Source organism: Actinoplanes sp. NPDC048988 (assembly GCF_043197815.1).
Classification (GTDB): domain Bacteria; phylum Actinomycetota; class Actinomycetes; order Mycobacteriales; family Micromonosporaceae; genus Actinoplanes.
In genome coordinates this window covers 354104-371914 of the sequence record NZ_JBICTW010000004.1, presented here as the reverse complement: position 1 = coordinate 371914, position 17811 = coordinate 354104, and the positions used below count along the sequence as shown (strand labels likewise).

General features: G+C 71.2%; 15 protein-coding genes. 7 read left to right on the top strand and 8 right to left on the bottom strand.

Annotated elements, in window-relative coordinates; all coding sequences use genetic code 11:
- Positions 1-11 precede the first annotated feature (11 nt).
- The 4 genes from ACGFJ7_RS16150 (at position 12) to ACGFJ7_RS16135 (ending at position 6270) form a co-directional block, all read left to right on the top strand.
- Positions 12-1769 carry an ABC transporter ATP-binding protein gene (locus ACGFJ7_RS16150; RefSeq protein WP_360239910.1) on the top strand — a complete coding sequence of 586 codons (1758 nt, stop codon included), beginning with the start codon at positions 12-14 and terminating at the stop codon, positions 1767-1769.
- A 64-nt stretch (positions 1770-1833) separates the two neighbouring features.
- The gene (locus ACGFJ7_RS16145) at positions 1834-3750 is read left to right on the top strand and encodes an ABC transporter ATP-binding protein (RefSeq protein WP_360239907.1); all 1917 of its coding nucleotides are present in this window, start codon (positions 1834-1836) and stop codon (positions 3748-3750) included.
- A gap of 82 nt (positions 3751-3832) precedes the next feature.
- Positions 3833-5629 carry a gamma-glutamyltransferase gene (locus ACGFJ7_RS16140; RefSeq protein WP_360239905.1) on the top strand — a complete coding sequence of 599 codons (1797 nt, stop codon included), beginning with the start codon at positions 3833-3835 and terminating at the stop codon, positions 5627-5629.
- 116 nt (positions 5630-5745) lie between these two features.
- A complete protein-coding gene (locus ACGFJ7_RS16135) occupies positions 5746-6270 on the top strand; it encodes a peptidase M23 (protein ID WP_360239902.1) in 525 nt (174 codons plus the stop codon).
- A gap of 725 nt (positions 6271-6995) precedes the next feature.
- Here the strand turns inward: ACGFJ7_RS16135 and ACGFJ7_RS16130 are convergent.
- Together ACGFJ7_RS16130 and ACGFJ7_RS16125 are read right to left on the bottom strand one after the other, a co-directional pair.
- Positions 6996-8015 carry a hypothetical protein gene (locus tag ACGFJ7_RS16130; protein WP_392642572.1) on the bottom strand — a complete coding sequence of 340 codons (1020 nt, stop codon included), beginning with the start codon at positions 8013-8015 and terminating at the stop codon, positions 6996-6998.
- Entirely contained in the window at positions 8012-8353 is a 342-nt protein-coding gene (locus ACGFJ7_RS16125; protein WP_360239896.1) for a helix-turn-helix transcriptional regulator, read from the bottom strand. Before ACGFJ7_RS16125 ends, ACGFJ7_RS16130 begins: the two co-directional genes overlap by 4 nt.
- A gap of 62 nt (positions 8354-8415) precedes the next feature.
- On the opposite strand from ACGFJ7_RS16125, the gene ACGFJ7_RS16120 reads away from it, so the two are divergent.
- Positions 8416-8589, top strand: coding sequence for a hypothetical protein (locus ACGFJ7_RS16120; protein ID WP_360239893.1), 174 nt, complete (start codon positions 8416-8418; stop codon positions 8587-8589).
- Here the strand turns inward: ACGFJ7_RS16120 and ACGFJ7_RS16115 are convergent.
- The 5 genes from ACGFJ7_RS16115 to ACGFJ7_RS16095 all read right to left on the bottom strand — a co-directional run bounded on the left by ACGFJ7_RS16115 (position 8586) and on the right by ACGFJ7_RS16095 (position 14875).
- Positions 8586-10709, bottom strand: coding sequence for an ATP-binding protein (locus tag ACGFJ7_RS16115; RefSeq protein ID WP_392642571.1), 2124 nt, complete (start codon positions 10707-10709; stop codon positions 8586-8588). The two genes, ACGFJ7_RS16120 and ACGFJ7_RS16115, sit on opposite strands and share 4 nt — an antisense overlap.
- Before the next feature lie 179 nt (positions 10710-10888).
- Positions 10889-11509 (bottom strand): tRNA (guanosine(46)-N7)-methyltransferase TrmB, encoded by a 621-nt coding sequence (trmB, locus tag ACGFJ7_RS16110; protein ID WP_360239887.1) that lies wholly within the window; start codon positions 11507-11509, stop codon positions 10889-10891.
- 60 nt (positions 11510-11569) lie between these two features.
- On the bottom strand, positions 11570-11968 hold the full coding sequence (locus ACGFJ7_RS16105; RefSeq protein ID WP_360239884.1) for a hypothetical protein: 399 nt from the start codon (positions 11966-11968) through the stop codon (positions 11570-11572).
- Between the two features lie 83 nt (positions 11969-12051).
- On the bottom strand, positions 12052-12993 hold the full coding sequence (locus tag ACGFJ7_RS16100) for a hypothetical protein (RefSeq protein WP_360239881.1): 942 nt from the start codon (positions 12991-12993) through the stop codon (positions 12052-12054).
- Between the two features lie 1279 nt (positions 12994-14272).
- Entirely contained in the window at positions 14273-14875 is a 603-nt protein-coding gene (locus ACGFJ7_RS16095; RefSeq protein ID WP_360243454.1) for a hypothetical protein, read from the bottom strand.
- Positions 14876-15207: 332 nt separating this feature from the next.
- Here ACGFJ7_RS16095 and ACGFJ7_RS16090 point away from each other — a divergent pair, with 332 nt between their 5' ends.
- Positions 15208-16002 (top strand): alpha/beta hydrolase, encoded by a 795-nt coding sequence (locus tag ACGFJ7_RS16090; protein ID WP_392642570.1) that lies wholly within the window; start codon positions 15208-15210, stop codon positions 16000-16002.
- On the opposite strand, the gene ACGFJ7_RS16085 is transcribed toward ACGFJ7_RS16090, so the two are convergent.
- Entirely contained in the window at positions 15935-16840 is a 906-nt protein-coding gene (locus ACGFJ7_RS16085) for a proteasome assembly chaperone family protein (RefSeq protein ID WP_392642569.1), read from the bottom strand. The genes ACGFJ7_RS16090 and ACGFJ7_RS16085 overlap by 68 nt on opposite strands.
- Positions 16841-17048: 208 nt before the next feature.
- Here ACGFJ7_RS16085 and ACGFJ7_RS16080 point away from each other — a divergent pair, with 208 nt between their 5' ends.
- Positions 17049-17762 (top strand): EcsC family protein, encoded by a 714-nt coding sequence (locus ACGFJ7_RS16080; RefSeq protein ID WP_360239872.1) that lies wholly within the window; start codon positions 17049-17051, stop codon positions 17760-17762.
- Positions 17763-17811 lie beyond the last annotated feature (49 nt).

Here is a 17811-nt window from a genome sequence, read left to right as displayed (position 1 = left end):
TGGAGGCGCCGTTGAGTCGTCGCGCGCCCCGGGCGTCCATCGATCCGGATGTTCGCAAGACCTGGCTGCGCCGGGCGCTGCCGCTGGTCAAGGCCCACAAAGTCCTGCTGATCACCTCGCTGACGCTGTCGTTCGCGGGTCTCGTCGTGCAGGTGCAGATCCCCAACCTGGTCCGCATCGGCATCGACGACGCGGTGGTCGATCGCACCGGCGACCTCGCCACGTACGTGTGGTGGATCGTCGGGCTCGCCCTGGTCCAGGGCGTGATCAACTATCTGGCCCGGCTCTACCTGCTGCGCACGGCGTACGAGATGGAGTACGACCTGCGCAACATCGTGTACTCGCATCTGGTGCGGATGCCGTTCGGCTTCTACGACCGGGTGCAGACCGGCGAGCTGATGTCGCGCTCCGGCTCCGACATCCGCGCGGTGCAGATGTATCTGGCCTTCGGCCCCTCGATCCTCGTGCAGTGCCTGATCGCGGTCGTCGCGTTCGGGCTCATGCTCTCGATCAACGTGCCGCTGGCCGTCGTCGCCATGGTGACCATGCCGGTCATCGGCGTCCTCGGCGTCAGCATGCGCAAGGCGATCTTCCCGGTGTCCTGGCTGATCCAGGCCCGCCTGGCCCAGCTGGCCACGGTCGTCGACGAGAACGTTCAGGGTGTACGCATCGTGAAGGCGTTCGCGGCGGAGGGGCGCCAGCTGCGGTCGCTGGCCGAGAGCGCCGACCGGATCCGCTGGGCGTACCGCCAGGACGCGCGGATCCGCAGCCGCTGGAACCCGCTGCTGGACAACCTGCCCCGCCTCGGGCTCGCCCTGGTGCTGCTCGTGGGCGGGCTCATGGTGATCGACGGGCACACCACAGTGGGCACGATCGTCGCCTTCAACTCCTACATCCTGATGCTGCAACCGCCGTTCCGGATGCTCGGCATGATGATCATGATGGGTCAGCGGGCCTCGGCGTCGGCGCGCCGCATCTACGAGATCCTGGATACGCCGTCGGACGTCGTGGACGGGCCGAACCCGGTCGTCGTACCGCTGCGCGGTGACCTCGCGTTCGAAGGCGTCGTGTTCGCGTACCCCAATGGGACCGTCGCCCTTGAAGGTCTCAACCTGCGCATCAGGCCGGGGGAGACCGTGGCGGTGGTCGGCGGCACCGGAAGCGGGAAGTCGACTCTGGGACGGCTGGCCGCGCGGTTCTACGACGTCACGTCCGGGCGGGTGACCATCGACGGGCACGACGTCCGTGACCTGAGCCTCGCGTCACTGCGCGAGCAGGTGGGCATCGTGCCCGACGAACCGTTCCTGTTCTCCCTCTCGATCCACGACAACATCGCGTACGGCAAACCGCACGCCTCCCGCGACGACGTCGTCGCCGCGGCCGTGGCAGCCGGCGCCGACGAGTTCGTCCGGAACCTACCGGAGGGGTACGACACTGTGGTCGGTGAACGCGGCTACACACTCTCCGGCGGTCAGCGGCAGCGCGTGGCGATCGCGCGGGCGCTGCTGGTCAACCCGCCGATCCTGGTGCTGGACGACGCCACCAGTGCCATCGACGTGACGGTCGAGCAGATGATCCACTCGTCGCTGCGCGACAAGATGCGCGGCCGTACGACGTTGATCGTCGCGCACCGCCTCTCCACGATCAGCCTGGCCGAGCGTGTGGTCCTGATGGCCGACGGCCACGTGATCGCCGACGGGACGCACGAGTCTTTGCTGGCCACAGAACCCCGATACGCGGAAGTTCTCGCAGCGCAGGTGACGGCATGACCGACTGCACCGGAGCGAGCGGAGCGGGCGCAGGGCCAGGAGGGCATGCCCGAGGAGGCTCAGCATGAGCATGTTCGGTGGAGGTTTCGGCGGCTTCAACGTCGGCGGACGGCCGGCCATGGGCGCGGCCGGCCGCAAAGGAAGCGGGCTGCCGTTCGCCGGCATCCCGGACGACCTGGCCGAGGGTGTGGCCAAGCTCGAATCCCGCGAGCCCGAGCACGGCGACCCCGGCGTCCGCTACGACCCGCACCGCGACGAGGGCGCCCGTATCTCGATCGGGCGGCTCCTGATCGGCCGCCCGGGCCTGCTGATCGCCGCGTCCCTGGCCATCCTCGTCGAGACGCTGCTGCTGCAGGCCGGGCCCTACCTGGTGCAGGTCGGCATCGACCACGGCATCACCGGCCGCGACGTCCGCGTGCTGATCATCGCGACCGCCTGCTTCGTGGCGGCCATCCTGCTCACCGGCCTGGCCACCGCCGTACGCATGCGCAAGAGCGGCCTTCTCGCCGCCGCCGCCACCCGCGACCTGCGGATCCGGATCTTCGCCCACCTGCAGCGCATGTCGCTCGACTACTACACGCGGGAGAAGGCCGGCGTCACCCTGACCCGGATGACCTCCGACGTGGAGTCGCTGCAGAACCTGCTCCAGGACGGCTTCGCCCAGTTCCTCATCCAGGGCCTGACCATGGTCGTGGTCACCGGGGTGCTGTTCCACTACAACGCCGAACTCGCCATCATCACCCTGGTCCTGGTCGTGCCGCCGCTCACGATCGCCTCACTGTGGTTCCGGCACGCCGCCGACCGCGGCTACAACCGCCAGCGCGACACCATCGCCGCCATGTTCGCCGACCTGGCCGAGTCGCTCAACGGTGTCCGCGTGGTCACCGCCCACAACCGTCAGGAGCGCAACGTCGTCGCGCACCGCGAGGTGGTCGGCTCGTACCGGGACGCCAACGACTGGACCGGCCGGATCAACGCCATCTACGGCCCCGGCACGTCGGTGATCGGCCTGATCGCGATGGCGGTGATGCTGCTGCTCGGCGGCCGGATGGTGCTGCGCGGCGAGCTGACGGTGGGCGAGCTGACCGCGTTCGTCCTCTACATCAACTCGTTCTTCCAGCCGGTGCAGCAGCTGGTTCAGCTCTACACGCAGTACCAGCAGGGCAAGGCGGCCATCGGCAAGATCCGCGGCCTGCTCTCGTCGGAGCCCTCGGTGGTGCCCGGACGGCGTACCCTCCCCCCGGTCGAGGGCGAGATCGTCTTCGACGACGTGACGTTCGGCTACCTGCCCGACCGCCCCGTTCTCCAAGGCGTGAATCTGCGCATCGCCCCCGGCGAGACCATCGCCTGCGTCGGCCCCACCGGCGCCGGCAAGTCCACCCTGGCCAAACTGGTGACCCGCTTCTACGATCCTTCGTCAGGCAAAATCACGATTGATGGGTACGATCTCCGCGACGTGACCCTGGAGTCCCTGCGTCGCCAGATCGGCGTCGTCCCGCAGGAGCCGTTCCTGTTCGCCGGCACCCTCCGCGACAACATCGCCTTCGCCAGCCCGTCCGCCACGGACGAGGAGGTCTGGGCCGCCGTGGACGCGGTCGGCCTGCGCGACCTGGTCGAACGTTCCCCCGACGGCCTGGACACCCCGCTGCACGAGCGCGGCCAGTCGGTCTCGTCCGGCGAACGCCAGCTGCTGGCGCTGGCCCGCGCGTTCCTGGCCTCCCCGCGCGTGGTCGTCCTCGACGAAGCCACATCGAGCCTCGACCTGCGCTCCGAGCTGCGGGTGGAGGCCGCCCTGGACGCCCTGCTGGAGGGCCGCACCGCGATCCTGGTCGCGCACCGCCTCTCCACGGCCATGCGCGCCGACCGCATCATCGTGGTCGACGACCATCGCATCATCGAGTCCGGCTCGCACGCCGAGTTGGTCGCCGCCGGCGGCGCCTACGCCGCGATGTTCGAGACCTGGGCGGCCCATTCGCGGTAAGCCGGCCGCGGTTGTGCGGCGCAATCGCGGTGAGTCTGGTAGGCAGGAATAGACCGTCAGCTCTGCCTACTTCGGAGGATCGATGCGGATCTTGCCGGTACTAGCTGCGCTTTCCCTGTCGGCGACGGCGCTCGCGGCGCCGACACCGGCTCTGGCCGGCGCTCCCACTCTCGGCCCGGCCGTTTCTTCGGGGCCCACGGCCACCGGGTACGGCGGTGCCGTCGCCACCGTCGACCCGACCGCGACCGCCGTCGGCCTCGACGTGCTGCGCCGTGGCGGCAACGCCGTCGACGCCGCCCTGGCCGCCGCGGCCACCCTCGGCGTGACCGAGCCGTTCTCGGCCGGCATCGGCGGTGGCGGCTTCTTCGTCTACTACGACGCCCGCAAACGCTCCGTCTCCACCATCGACGGCCGCGAGTCCGGCCCCGCCACGATGAGGGAGACCCACTTCATCGACCCGGCCGACGGCCTGCCCTACGACTTCCCGGAGGCGCGGGTCTCGGGTCTTTCCGTGGGTACGCCCGGCACGCTCGCCACCTGGGACACGGCCGCCCGCAAGTGGGGGACCCGCTCCCTGGCCAGCCTCCTGCAACCGGCCGCGCGGGTCGCCGACCGCGGCTTCACCGTCGACGCCACCTTCCGCCAGCAGGTGGCCGACAACGCCGCCGCCTTCGGCCAGTTCACCTCGACCAGCGACATCTACCTGCCCGGCGGCGCACCCCCGGCCGTGGGTTCCACGCTGCGCAACCCGGATCTGGCCGACACGTACCGCCTGATCGCCCGCAAGGGCATCGGTGTGCTCTACAACGGCCCGGTCGGCGCCGACATCGTCCGCACGGTGCAGCATCCGCCGGTCGACGCCACCCCGATCGGCTCGTGGGCGTACCCGATCCGCCCCGGCACACTGACCACGGCCGACCTGCGCAACTACCGGGTGCGGACGCCCGCCCCGACCCGTTCCGACTTCCGCGGCCTGACCGTCTACGGCATGTCGACCCCGTCCAGCGGCGGCGTGGCGGTCAGCGAAGCCCTCAACATCCTCGAGCAGAAGAAGGTCACCCGGCAGAACGCGCTGCACTACTACCTGGAGGCGTCGGCCCTGTCGTTCGCCGACCGCAACCGGTACGTCGGCGCGTACACCTCCCCGGACGTCCTGAGGAAGCTGGTCTCCGACCGGTGGGCCGGCCAGCGCGCCTGCCAGATCTCCCCGGCCCGCGCCCTCACGAAGCCCGTCCCGCCCGGCGACATCACCGCCTCCGGCTGCACCCCGGCCACCGTGGGTGGCCCCACCGAGCAGGGCATGAGCACCACGAACCTGACCGTGGCCGACAAGTGGGGCAACATCGTCGAGTACACGTTCACCATCGAGCAGACCGGCGGCAACGCCATGGTCGTTCCCGGCCGTGGCTTCCTGCTGAACAACGAGCTGACCGACTTCAACTTCACCAACACCCAGGCCCCCGCCGCCGACCCGAACCTGCCCGGCCCGAACAAGCGCCCGCGCAGCTCGATGTCCCCGACGATCGTCCTGAAGGACGGCAAGCCGTTCCTGGCCCTGGGCTCACCCGGCGGCGCCACCATCATCACCACGGTCCTGCAGATCCTGGTCAACCGCCTGGTCCTGGGCCAGTCCCTGCCGGCCGCGATGGCCGCCCCACGCGCCTCCCAGCGCAACTCGGCCGGCATCCAGGCCGAACCCGCGTTCCACACCACGTACGGCCCGGCCCTGACCGCCCTGGGCCACACCTTCGGCCCCGACGTCCCCGAACTGGGCGCCGCCACGGCTATCGAGCTGACCCCCCGGGGCACCTTCATAGCCACAGCCGAACCCACCCGCCGAGGCGGCGGCGCCGCCGCGGTGGTCCACCCCACCCACTGATCCCCACCACCGAGGCCCAGCGCGCTGAACAACAGCCGCTGGGCCTCGCGGCATCTTGCGGGAGGCCGGCGATACCCCTCGATTTGTGAGATCAACAACCGGTACTCTCTGCCGTCGTGCGCCCGCTTTTCGTGATCGCCGTCGCCGTCCTGGCCGGCTTCATCATCAGCCCTCTGCTTCGTGCCAACGCCGCCTGCACGCCGAGCCCCGCGGCCTCGACGTCCTCAGTGGTCCTGACCAAGTGGAGCGACGAGCAGGTCGCCAACGCCCGCCTCATCGTCAGCATCGGCAACGAGCGCCGGGTGCCGAACCCCGGCGTGGTGATCGCCGTCGCCACCGCCTTGCAGGAGTCCGGCCTCCGCAACCTGCGCGGCGGCGACCGCGACTCGATCGGCCTGTTCCAGCAGCGCCCGAGCCAGGGCTGGGGCACCCCCAAGCAGCTTTCCGACCCGGCCTACCAGACCCGAAAGTTCTACGACAAGCTGCTCACCATCGACGGCTGGCAGAAGATGCGCCTCACCGAAGCCGCCCAGGCCGTCCAGATCTCGGCCTACCCGAACGCCTACGCCAAGCACACCTCCTCCGCCACCCACCTCGTCGAAGCACTGAACTCTCCCGCCGCCTGCCCCTCGGAGGTCTGACGGCCGCGGTCCGCACGCCGGGTTCTGACGGCCGCGGTCCGCACGCCGGGTTCTGACGGTCGTGGCCCGCACGCCGGGGTCTGGCGGCTACGGTGCGCACGCCGGGGTCTGACGGTCGCGGCCCGCACGCCGGGGTCTGGCGGCTACGGTCCGCACGCCGGAGTCTGACGGCCGTGGCCCGCACGTCGGGAGTCTGACGGCTGCCGCCTGGGTGTCACGGGTCTGAAGGCCGGAGTGTGCCGCGCGGTCCGGCAGGAGCCGCCGGCCGCTTCGGCTGCGGGCGCGGGCTGTGGGGTGGCAGGCCGCAGGGATCGTCAAGCGGTAGCGGCAACGGCGAGGGTTGCGGTGGGCGGTGGGCGGTGGCTGGAGCGGGAGCGTCGGCGGGGTGACGTGGGCGGCAGCGGAGAGCGGCGGGCGGTAGCGGTGAGCGGGCGGTTGCAGCAGCGGTGTGGGGTGGGCGGCGGCGAGCGGCGGCCGGAGGGCGGCGGAGAGCGGCAGCGGCGAGCATTGAGCCCGCGGCGGCGGCGGGCGGCAGCGGCGAGCGGCCGGCTGCGGTGGGTGGCGGGTGAGCGGCGGCCAGCGTTGAGCCCGCGGTGGGTGGCGGATGAGCGGCGGCGGCGAGCGTTGAGCCCGCGGTGGGCGGTGGTCGTGGGTGGTAGCGGCGAGCGGGCGGCTGTGGTGGGCGGTGGCGGCGAGCGGTCGGCGGTGGCGGCGGGTGGTGGCTGTCAGGTGTGGGCGCGTGGGGTCTTGTCGTAGCGCTGGGTGCTTCGGAGCGGGCCGCCGCAGGACTCGCAGCGGTCGTGGACGGTCAGGCGGCGGTGGAGGGACAGCGCCAGGAGCAGTAGCGCGGTCGCGGTGGCGGCGACCAGCATGGCTGTTGCGGCCAAGTCGGAGTATTCGGCGTTTGTCCGGCCGTAGAGGCTGTTGGTCAGTGCTTCGGTCAGCGACCGCAACGTGACCAGGCCGATCGGGCCCAGCAGGATCAGCAAGGCCCAGCCGCCCCGGGGCTGGCCGGTCACGCCGAGGCCCACGGCGACCGCGATCGCCACGGCCAGCAGGGTGAGGCCGATCGCCGTCATCATGTATGTGGCGGCCTCGCCCATGTAGATCATGTTGTTCTCGATGATGGGCCGGCTGAGGGCGGCCGCCGCCGCACCGGCCGCCAGTGGGAGCAGTCGCTCGATCACGGGGAGCCGGCCGGCGCCGAGCGCCACGATTCCGAGCGCGAACTGGGCCAGCAGCACGTAGACCGGCGGCCGCCACACGTCCGTGGCGGCCGACAGCGGAACCACGGCCACCGTCCCCAGCAACGCGACCCCGATCGCCGCCCGCGACCACTGTGGGCGAACGGCGAACAAGAACGCGGCCAGCAACCACAGCGCCCACACGACGGCGCCGAGCGAGGTGATCGGGCCGATCCGGGGAACAGCCCGCCAGGGGATGTCCGGCGGTATCGGCGAGGACTCGAGGACCGCCCACAGCGCCGCCAGGGCCGTGGCCGTCGCCATGGCCAGCAGGCCGGCCAGGCGCAGGCCGGGGCGCAGCTCGGTGACCTCGGTGGCCCGCAGGTGTTGGCGGGCGCCGCCCGTGGCCAGGTCGGCCACCTCGCGCCACGATGGTCGTCGCTTGCCGGGCGGCGCGAGTTCGAGGTACGTACCGACGATCTCCGACTCTCGCTCGTGCCGGTAGCGGGCCGGGTAGAACAGGCGGATCAGGAGCTGGTAGCGGCGTTCCAGGGTGCTCATGCCCATCCTTCGTTGAGCCGGGGGATGTTGCGCAGGCGTTCGGTGGCCGCCTCGACGTTGCGGCGCATGCGTTCGGTCTCTTCCGCCAGGGTCGCGCCGCCCTGGGCCGACAGCCGGTAGTACCGGCGCAGCCGGCTGTCGACCACCTCCTCGTGGTCGACCTCGACCAAGGCGGCGTCGACGAGGCGGTCGAGCGCGCCGTACAGCGTGCCCGGCCGCAGCGTCACCCGCCCGCCGGACAGCCGGCTCACCTCGGTGATCAGCCCATAGCCGTGTAGGGGCTCGCCGGCCAGCGCGGTCAGAATCAGGAAGGTCGGCTCCCGCAGCGGTGTTTCCACGTCCCGGAATATATCGGCTGCGAAGGTATGATGGAACCCCGGAAAGCGGGTATGTCCCAGTCATGAGCGACGACACCGCCGAGGGCGCCAGCACCGATCAGCACGTCACGGGAGTGGAGGAGACCGGAGAGTTCACCACCGACAAGCCGCCCACCGACACCACCCCGGCCGACGGCAGCACGAACGCCGGCATCAACGAGACGAGCGCCAACGCGCAGGAGGAAGCGCCCGACTAGCGGGCCACCAGCGGAAGCCGTACGAGCACCGTCGACCCCGGGCCGTCGTGGTCGACTAGTTCGATGCTGCCGTGGTGCTTGCTGACGACCGCGCGGCTCAGGGTCAGCCCCAGCCCCGTACCGGGAATGGCTTTGTCCCTGGTCCGCGCCGTCCGGTACAGCCCGGTGAACATCTTGTCCCGCTCGTCGTCCGAGACGCCCAGGCCGGCGTCCGAGACGGCCAGCTCGGCCGCGTGCCCGGTCGCCCGCAGGGTCACCCCGATGCGGCCGCCGTCGGGGCTGTACTTGACCGCGTTGCCCAGCAGGTTGTCCACCACCTGCCGCAGGCGCTTGCGGTCGCCCGGCAGCATCAGCTGGTCCGGCAGCTCGTCCTCGATCACCAGCGGGGCGCCGTCGATGGCCGCCCGCGCCTTGGCCACCGAGTCGCGTACCACCTCGGCCAGGTCCATCGGCATCAGCTGCACGTCGGCGTGGCCGGTGTCGAGCGCGTTCAGCTCCATCAGCTCGTTGATGATGTCGCGCAGCGAGTTCGTGTTCCGCTCGATCACTTCCAGCAGGCGGGGACCGTCCGCGACCAGGGACTTCTCGTCCGCCTCCCGTAGCAGCTCCGTGTAGGCGCTGATCGAGGTCAGCGGCGTGCGCAGTTCGTGCCCGACCAGCGCCAGGTACTCGTTCTTCGTACGGATCAGTTGTCTTTGCAGATCCTCGACGAGCCTCTTCTCGACGAACTGGCCGATGTGCGCGGCGATGCCGGACATCAGGGCCAGCAGCTCGTCCTCCGGATCCTCCACCGTGTCGGCGAAGACGGTGAGCACGCCCAGTGTCTCGAAGCCCTCCCGTACCGGGATGGCCAGCGCCGTGTGCAGCCGCGACGTCGCCGCCGTCTCCTCCGAGATCAGGCTCTGCGGCTGGCCCACGTCGCGGATCCACAGCGGCTTGCCGACCTGCCAGGACCGCCCGGCCAGGCCGGTGCCGTACGGCAGGTCGACCGGCGTCTCGATGTCCTCCCGCCAGCCGGGCGCGCTCCACCGGGCCGCCGAGCGTACGACCGCGGCCGCCTTGTCGACCAGCCACAGCTCGGCGTGCACCCAGTCGAGCGTGCTCACCACCGACTCGAGCACGCGCGGGCCGGCCGCCTCGATGCTGGGCGCCTCGGCCAGCGCGGTGATCACCGCCAGTTCGCACGTGCGGAACCGCTCCACCCGCTTGCGCCGGGTCACGTCCTGCACGGCCTGGACCGCGCCGACCGTACGCCCGTCCGGCCCGACGATCGGGTGCGCGTCGACCAGGTAGTGCCGGGAACGCCCGTGCTGCCCGTGCAGCACCACCTCGGCGTCGGCCACGTGGTCGCCGCGCAGCGCCCGGAACAGTCCGAGGTCGGCCCGCCGGATCGGCTTGCCGCCGGCGTCGGTGAGCTGGTCGAGCGTGTCGTCGGACAGCCCGCTCTCACCCCACAGCTTGCGCATCCGCTCGTTGACGAAGACGATCTGCCCCTGCTCGTCGCACGCGGTGACCCCGTCATGCAGGCTGTCCAGGACCGCGTCGAGGAAGCGCCGCTGCCGGTCGATCTCGTACCGGTTCAGCTGTTCGGTGATGAGCAGGGTGCTGACCTGCGCGGCCTCGGCCACCGAGGCGATGTCGGCGGCCGACCACTGCCGGGGCTTCTCGTCGACCGCGCAGCAGATGCCGAGCACGGCGCCGCTCTGGTCGCGGATCGGATGCCCCAGGTAGGCCCCGCTCGACTCCAGGTTGTCGGCCGGCACCCGATCGTCGGCGTGCACGTCGTCGATCACCAGCGGGGCGTCACCGCGCACCACGAGACCGGCCAGCGAGTCCTCGAGGGGCGTGTCGGCGACGTCCTGCCAGGGGATCCGGAGCCCGTAACCCCCGTACAGCCGAAGCTTGCCGCCCTGGACGAAATGGATGAGCCCGACCGGAGCGTGCGCGGCCCGCGCCACGAGCGCCGCCAGTTGATCGGCGGCCCCACTGGTCAGCACGCCGCGATGAAGTTCGGCCACCTGCATCAGCCCCTCGGGCCGCCACGGCAGTCCACCCCCGGGCCCGGCGGCCGGCTCACGCGCCGTCTCTCCGCCGCTCAGGCCTGGGTCGTCTCGCCGCATCGCCTACCTTCCGGCCCGCCTCCGTTACCTTCACCCTATAAGGTGCCAATAACCAAAAAGACCCAAATTCGGTTGTACGGGGTTGGCGCGTACCCACACACAAGCACGGGGACCACCACCGGACGAGCGGCGTGGTCACGCGAGGCCGCCGGCCGTCTTCGGCGGCGGGGCCGGCCGGGTCAGTCGCGGCGCCGGTAGCGAAGATCGGCGATCGGCCGGCCGGCCAGGGAGCCGCGCCGCTCGAACTTGGTCTCCGGCCGGTCGGCCCGGTCGGTGTCGAGCCGTTCCAGCCCCGGATCGGCGTCCAGTGTCTCGGCCATCGCCTCGGCGTAGTGCGGCCAGTCGGTGGCGCAGTGCAGCACCCCGCCCGGGCGGAGCCGTTCCCGCAGCAGGGCCACGTTGCCCGGCCGTACGAGACGCCGCTTGTGATGCCTGGCTTTCGGCCACGGATCCGGGAAGAAAATGTGCACGGCGGCGATCGACCCCGGCGACAGCCGATGGACGAGTTCCATGGCGTCGCCCCGAGCCACCCGCAGGTTGTCCAGGCCGAGCTCCCCGGCCAGCGCGAGAAGGTTCCCGATGCCCGGCGTGTGCACCTCGATGCCCAGATAGTCCCGGCCGGGGTCGGCCGCCGCCATCGCCGCGGTGGTGTCACCCATCCCGAAGCCGATCTCCAGCACGACCGGGGCGTCCCGCCCGAACAACTCGGGCAGGCTCAGCGGCGTACGGTCGCCGTCCTCGACGGTCAGCCCGAGACGCGGCCACAGTTCGGCGTGCGCGTCGGCGTGCCGCGCGCTCATGCGACCGCGGCGCGGATGAAAGGTCCGGATGGGTGGATGTTCCTGCACCACCCCAGTTTTTCAGGCGCTGACGTCGATCCGGCGAGCGGCCGTCGTCTGCGCGAGATAGGCCAGGGCCTTGGCCATGTACGGGGCCACCGGGTTGGGGCCGCCGGTCCGCTCGTACCGCCGGTTGAGGTCCTTGACGTAGAGCGCCGAAGCGTCCTGCCCCGGCGCGAGCCGACCGCTGGCCCGCTCGGCCGCGATGATCGCGGCGAAGGCGGTGGGGTGGTCCTTGGCCGGATCGAACCCCGGCCCCACCCGCTGCCCCGTGACCTGAAAGATCAGCTCCCGGTCACTGCCGGTCAGCGAGTCGAAGTCGGTGCGCGCCGGCGCGGGCTTGTCCGCCCGGGAGGCCCGATGCAGCGGGGTCACCGGGGGGTGAGGGGTTCGCGCGGTACCGAGACCGGAGACGCTCATGCAGTACCTCCATCAGAGAGCCGGCCGGTGGCAACCTCGTCGCCACCGGTCAACACCCTCATCGGCACCTCCGGCGACTCTGCTTAGCCCACCGGCTGCACGCTGGGCTGCGACCCGGACCGGAACGGCTTGCGGGTCCCGTCGGCCAGCCCGACCACCATCACCCAGGAGCCACCGGCGTTCTGCCCGGTCGCCACGGCGCGCGCCTTGTCGACGTAGGCCAGCTCGCGGTCACCGGCCCCGCCGACGGTCCGCTTGGCCCGCGTGGTGGTGTCGTACTCGACGAGATGCACCGGCTCGTTCTGCGCCGCGGTCTCCCCTTCCTGGTAGGCGGTCCAGGCCAGCTTCCGCCCGTCCGGCCGCCAGCTGGGCACCACGGCGAACCCGCGGTTCTGCAGCGAGCCACCCCCGTACGCGGCCACGGTCTGCTCCCCGCCGGTGGCCACGGTCCCCACACTGAGGCAGGCGTCGTAGACCGACTCGCAGCTGCCACCCCGGAACGCGACCTGCTTCCCGTCAGGCGACCAGGCCACCGCGTCGTCCCCGGCCAGCCGCTCACTGAGCGACCCGGCCCGCGACGTCACCGGCGCCGGCTCGGCGGGAAGTTCCTCCCCACGGCAGTCCCGGGGAAACAGAACTTCCGGCTGCGCCTGCCCTTTGACGGCGATCCGGTACACCCCGGGCCCACCCGAACACGACAAAGACGAGAACGCGATCCACTTCCCGTCCGGCGACCACGAGGGCCCCGCCGCGGGCCGGGTGGTCAGCCGCCGCTGCCCACTCCCGTCGGCCCGCATGACCCAGAGCAGCCCACCCTTGAGAAAGGCGATCTGCTTCCCGTCCGGCGCCCACCGGGGCCGAGCCTGGTTACCGCCGGAGGTGAGCCGCTTCTCCGCCCCGCCGTCGCTGACGTAGACATCCCCACCGCGCACATAGGCCACCAGCCCAGGCAGCTTGCCCGCGGCCTGCGCCGCCACCGGTTGCACGAGGGTGCCCGCCGCGACCCCCGCCACCGCCAGGCCCACAACTCGACCAAATGCTCCCATGACGAACGCCCCCCGACGCGCCGGTGCCGTGCTGTACACCGAGAGCATCGTCGCAACCGTTCTGCACCTAAGGCATTCCCCACCCGAAACCCCGAATTTCCCCCACACGGCGGTAATCAGAGCTAGCGCCCGCCACCCGAACACCCACTACGCGCCCCACCCCGCACCTCGCGCCGCGCCTTCTCGCCCCGCGAGCCTTCTAGCCCGCGAGCCTTATCGCTCCGCGCCGAGCCTTATCGCTCCGCGCCGAGCCTTATCGCTCCGCGCCGAGCCTTATCGCTCCGCGCCGAGCCTTCTCGCTCCGCGCCGAGCCTTCTCGCTCCGCGCCGAGCCTTCTCGCCCCGCGCCGAGCCTTCTCGCCCCGCGCCGAGCGTTCTCGCTCCGCGCCAGGACGCTTGCCCTGTGCCGCGTCAGGCCCTCCGTCCCCCGCACCGGGACGCTTGCCCTGTGCCGGCCGTCCCGTCCCGCCGTCTCGTTGGTCCCGCTTCAAAGCTGGGACCGCCCGTCCAAGGTTGGCTCGTGGTGGGACCGCCCGTCCAAGGTTGGCTCGTGGTGGGACCGCCCGTCCAAGGTTGGCTCGTGGTGGGACCGCCCGTCCAAGGTTGGCTCGTCGTGGGGCTGTCCGTCCTGGGGCTGTCCGTCTTGGGATTTCCCGTCCTGGGACTGCCCGCCCTGGGACCGCGCGGACGCTAGCCGACCGTTGGCCGGCTCGGCGCCGCGGAGGGCCAGGAAGGTGTTTTGGCTGTCCGTGCGGCGTCTCGAAGTGGTCGCGAACCGTCGACGCCACTCCGGAGGGGCCTGACGGCAACAGTGGGTGGCGCTGCGTTGGCCCACGGCCGAACTACCACGGAGTGTGCAGGGTCGCGGCTGACCAGGGGATGCGAGCTAAGGGCATGCGAGACGCCCGCGAGGCGATGATCCGCCGCAACGACGGTGCGTCGGGCGGCCCTCGCGGATGCTGCGGCCCGGGTTTGCGGCGACGCCAGTGCGGATGGTGCGGCCCGGGTTTGCGGCGACGCCAGCGCGGATGCTGCGGCCCGGGCTTGCGGCGACGGCCTGTGTGGCAGTGCGGATGGTGCGGGCCGGGTTTGCGGCGACGGCCTGGGTGGCAGTGGGGATGCTGCGAGCCGGGGTTGCGGCGCAGGCCCGGGTGGGGGCTGGTAGCGCAATGGTCGCCGGCTGGGCGGTGGGTAGGGCGCGGCCGCCCCGGAGGACTTGGGCGGTCGGGAACCGGGGCGGCCGCGGGACGGTGGGTGGGTCAGGCGGGGGCGCCCCACATGGCGGTGAAGGCGGCGGCCTCGCCGGAGAGCCAGGCCTCGATGTCGTTGGGCTTGGCGGACGGGTCCATGCGGTGGGTGGTGCCGCGGCGCAGGTCGACCAGGACGGGCTCGGCGTTCGGCAGGATCTGGTCCATGTGGCGGGCCATCAGGTGCAGTGTTGCCGTCACGGCCTCGGGGGTGGGCGGGTTCTCGTCGAAGTGCAGGCGGACGGCCTCGCGGCGGCCGTCCTCGTAGCGCAGGCCGAAGTGGGGGTTGATCTTCACGGCCAGGGGGCCGACGGTGGCCAGGGCGTCGCGGGTCTGTGCCAGGCCTACCTGCTCGGGGTCGCCCAGGGAGGCCAGGTAGGTCTTGGCGCCGGCGCTGACCGACTCGTACAGCGGCTTCCAGCGCTCCTTGACCAGATCGACCACGCCGGACAGGTAGCTGCCGCCGGTGCGGAAGGCGATGTCGGCCTTCAGTGCCTTGACGAGCTGGCCGTGCGGGTTGAAGCCGGACCGGCGCTCGCGGGCGCGGCGCAGGCCGCCGACGAAGGTGGCCTTGGCCGGGCCGGTCCGCGTCACATACCGGGTGAAACCGAGCATGGTCGCGTACGGCGGGATGACGGGCACGGGGTTGGTCGAGGGAACACTCAGCACGGACGAGTTCACGTCGATCTCCTAACTCAAACACCCGAAACACGCTGAAGATCAGCAGGTCAGAGGGCATCTTTCGTACATACATTCTAATCGACGGGTACGACATTCCCAACCGGGGCGTGGGCACAATGGTCGATATGTGAGTGTCGGCTTCGGAGAACTTCGGCGACGAGCTGCGCGGGCGGGCTGCGCGGGCGGCTGAGGGTGCGGCGGCGGGGGCGGAAGATCGCGTCGCCGTGGGAGCGAAGGGCGCGTGACGCCAGGCGTACGGTCGCTCAATGGCCTTGATCCGTGTTGATTTCGCCTCTGAGGCGCTGGAGCTGGACACCTCGATGACGGTCGTGCTGCCGCAGGACGGGGTGGAGCCGCCGCCGCTGCTCTACCTGCTGCACGGGCTCACCGACGACGACACCGCCTGGACGCGGTTCACCTCGATCGAGCGGTACGCCACCGAGCGCGGGCTCGCCGTGGTCATGCCGCAGGTGCACCGCAGTTTCTACGCCGACGAGGCGTACGGGATGAAGTTCTGGACCTTCCTCAGCGACGAGCTCCCGCGGCTCGTCCACCGGTTCTTCAAGGTCTCCGATCAACCCCGGCGGACGTACGTGGCCGGGTTGTCCATGGGTGGCTACGGCGCCTTCAAGTGGGCGTTGCGCGAACCCCACCGGTTCGCCGCCGCGGCCAGCCTGTCCGGGGCGCTCGACCTGGCGTACCTGCAGGAACACGACGACCGGCCGCACATCCGCGCCCTCATGGACCGGGTCTTCGCCGGCCGTAAGGCCGGGGGCACCGACGACGACCTGCTGCATCTGGTCCGCCGGGCGCGCGTGGACCAGCTACCGCCGTTGATGCTGCGCTGCGGCACCGAGGACTACCTGGCCGAGATCAACCAGCGCTTCGCCGGGGTGTGCGCCGAGGCGGGAGTGACGCTGGATTCGGCGTTCACTCCCGGCGATCACGACTGGGCGTACTGGGACCGGGAGATTCAGCAGGTCCTGGACTTCTTCACGAATCCTCGCGGCCCTGTTCGGCCAGGAAGCGCTCCAGCTCGGCCCCCAGCTCCTCGGCCGTAGGCAGCGGACGGTCGGTGTCGGCGAGCAGGTTGGTCTCGCGGCCGCGCAGGAAGGCGTCGTACTGCGCCTCCAGCGAGGCCACCAGGCGGGTCGCCTGCTCGTCGTCGGCGATCTGCTTGTCGACGTCGTCGCGGACGGCCCGGGCCGCCTCGCGCAGGTCGCCGGTGGGCAGGGCCAGACCGGTGCCCGAGGAGAGCGAGTCGAGCAGCAGCTCGGCGGCGGCCGGGTACGTGGTCTGGGCCAGGTAGTGCGGCACGTGCGCCGCATAGCCCATGGCGCTGCGCCCGGCCTGGCCGAGCCGGAACTCGAGCAGGTTGCCGACGCTGCCCGGCACCTGCACCCGCTGGAGCCACGGCTCGCGGTCACCGAGCAGCGACTTGTCGGTGGCGTGGGCGGTGACGCTGCCGGGGCGGGTGTGCGGCACGGCCATCGGGATCGCGTTGAGCCCGACGGTCACCCGGACGCCGAAGCGCTCGGTCAGGGCCACCATGGCGCTGATGAAGCGCTCCCACTGCAGGTCGGGCTCGGGCCCGGTGAGCAGGAGGAACTCGGTGCCGAGCTGGTCGCGGACCAGGTGAAGGGCCAGGGCCGGCTCCTCGTAGCTCTCCCAGTGGTCCTCAACGAAGATCATCGGAGGGCGGCGGGACCGGTAGTCGAGGAGCTGGTCGACGTCGAAGGTCGCGATCACGCGGCTCTCCAGGCTGTCGAGCAGACTTTCCCGGGCCAGCTGGATCGCGCTGCCCGCGTCGACGAACCCGGTGAGCGCCTGGACGAGGACCGGCTCGTCGAGCTCGGGCAGGTCGTCGGCCAGCTCGTACAGCTCGTGTGGGTCGAGCACGTCGAACGCCTCCTGTTGTGGTCCAAAACGGGGTACCCGGTGCGAACAAGCCTGCCCCGGCTTTCATTCCGTGCGACCGGCTTGTGCCCGTCGACACATGAAAAACGTACCGAATCGGTGATGTGGCCCTGACGTTCGGGCAGCGAAGATCTCGGAGAAGGCACAACCGAAGATCGGGTCTCGCGTGCACGTGCATCCGCACGGCACAATGGCACGGGAACGTTCCCTTCCCCCCTCGGAGCGATCTGTGACCGAAGCCCCGCAACGTCCCGTACTCGCCGAAACCGCCGAACCCCCCGGCTCCCTCTGGTCGCGCATGAAGGCCGACCCGACGTACGCGCCGGAGCACCTCGCCCTCGAAGCCGTTCGCCGCCTCGGCCCCGAAGCCACCGAGTGGGTGCGCCTGACCCGCGCCGACCACCCCGAGCTGACCCCCCACCAGCTCGCCGACCTGGCGATCAAGAGGTTCACCACCCTCGCCCGCATCTCCGGCGCCGCCGCCGGCGCCACCGGCCTGCCCGGCGCGGTCCTCGACGTCGGCGTCCTCGCCTGGAATCAAGCCCGCATGGTGCTGCACGTCGCCGCCGCGTACGACCACGATCCGACCGCCTCCGAACGCGCCACCGACCTGCTGGTCCTCCAGCGCGTGCACAAGGTCGCGCAGACCGCCCGTCTCGCCCTCGGCGTCGCCGCGGGCCGGGAGCGGGCCAGCCGTCTGCTCGGCGAGGCGACCGCCCGGCCGCTGAGCGGCACGATGGTCCGGCTCGGCGTCAAGCTGGCCGGCATGGCCGGCGTACAGACCGCCAAGAAGATCTTCGCCAAGATGATTCCGGGCGCGGCCGTGGTCCTGGGCACCTGGGCCAACTCGGCCGCGACGAGAAATTTGGCGGTACGCACCCGCGAGCTCTACCGACGCGACTAAGTTGCCGCCGTCTCCGGCCGAACGGAACCCCTGACGGGAACCGAACGGA

Bases quoted from the DNA above. Each gene is read 5' to 3' on its own strand.
- ACGFJ7_RS16120 (WP_360239893.1), top strand. From the start codon at position 8,416: ATGAGCGACGACACCGCCGAGGGCGCCAGCACCGATCAGCACGTCACG.
- ACGFJ7_RS16140 (WP_360239905.1), top strand. From the start codon at position 3,833: ATGCGGATCTTGCCGGTACTAGCTGCGCTTTCCCTGTCGGCGACGGCG.
- ACGFJ7_RS16115 (WP_392642571.1), bottom strand. From the start codon at position 10,709: ATGCGGCGAGACGACCCAGGCCTGAGCGGCGGAGAGACGGCGCGTGAG.
- ACGFJ7_RS16145 (WP_360239907.1), top strand. From the start codon at position 1,834: ATGAGCATGTTCGGTGGAGGTTTCGGCGGCTTCAACGTCGGCGGACGG.
- ACGFJ7_RS16105 (WP_360239884.1), bottom strand. From the start codon at position 11,968: ATGAGCGTCTCCGGTCTCGGTACCGCGCGAACCCCTCACCCCCCGGTG.
- ACGFJ7_RS16080 (WP_360239872.1), top strand. From the start codon at position 17,049: ATGGCACGGGAACGTTCCCTTCCCCCCTCGGAGCGATCTGTGACCGAA.
- ACGFJ7_RS16130 (WP_392642572.1), bottom strand. From the start codon at position 8,015: ATGAGCACCCTGGAACGCCGCTACCAGCTCCTGATCCGCCTGTTCTAC.
- trmB (WP_360239887.1), bottom strand. From the start codon at position 11,509: ATGAGCGCGCGGCACGCCGACGCGCACGCCGAACTGTGGCCGCGTCTC.
- ACGFJ7_RS16090 (WP_392642570.1), top strand. From the start codon at position 15,208: ATGGCCTTGATCCGTGTTGATTTCGCCTCTGAGGCGCTGGAGCTGGAC.
- ACGFJ7_RS16095 (WP_360243454.1), bottom strand. From the start codon at position 14,875: ATGCTCGGTTTCACCCGGTATGTGACGCGGACCGGCCCGGCCAAGGCC.